Genomic DNA, 401 nt, shown 5'->3' on the forward strand with positions numbered 1-401 from the left:
CGTTTAATAACCTAGTGTCACTGTGATAGATTGAATATAATGTGCCAAAATATCAACTCTAAAGGTCTAGCGTGACGTTCCAAATTCGTAAAGTAACTATTGAAGGTAAAGAGTTTGAGTTGTCAAAATATTCAAATTCTGGGAAGAACTTAATTAGTGTTATGACTGGAAAAAATGGTGCCGGTAAAAGTCGGATTTTGGAATTTTTAGCATCAAACTTTTACGTTAGTGATAATTTCTTGATAGAAAATCCTAATAACTGGGATGAAAGGTTTAATGCAGTTACATCTGACTATAGCCAGAATCAGGTAAATTATTTGAGCAATGGGTTGGAATGTACTATGCAAAGAATTAGTTCTCAAGTTGCTAGTGTTTTCAAGCTTGTTTCACATGTTGATGAT

The 401-nt window shown here is 33.2% G+C and carries 1 pseudogene; it reads left to right on the top strand.

Annotated elements, in window-relative coordinates:
• Window positions 1-71: 71 nt before the first annotated feature.
• Window positions 72-401 (top strand): annotated as a pseudogene (locus AB4653_RS28085) (hypothetical protein); the annotation flags it as partial.

Origin of the sequence: Vibrio sp. 10N.222.48.A3, assembly GCF_041475345.1 — a bacterium.
GTDB classification, from domain to species: Bacteria; Pseudomonadota; Gammaproteobacteria; order Enterobacterales; family Vibrionaceae; genus Vibrio; species Vibrio tasmaniensis_A.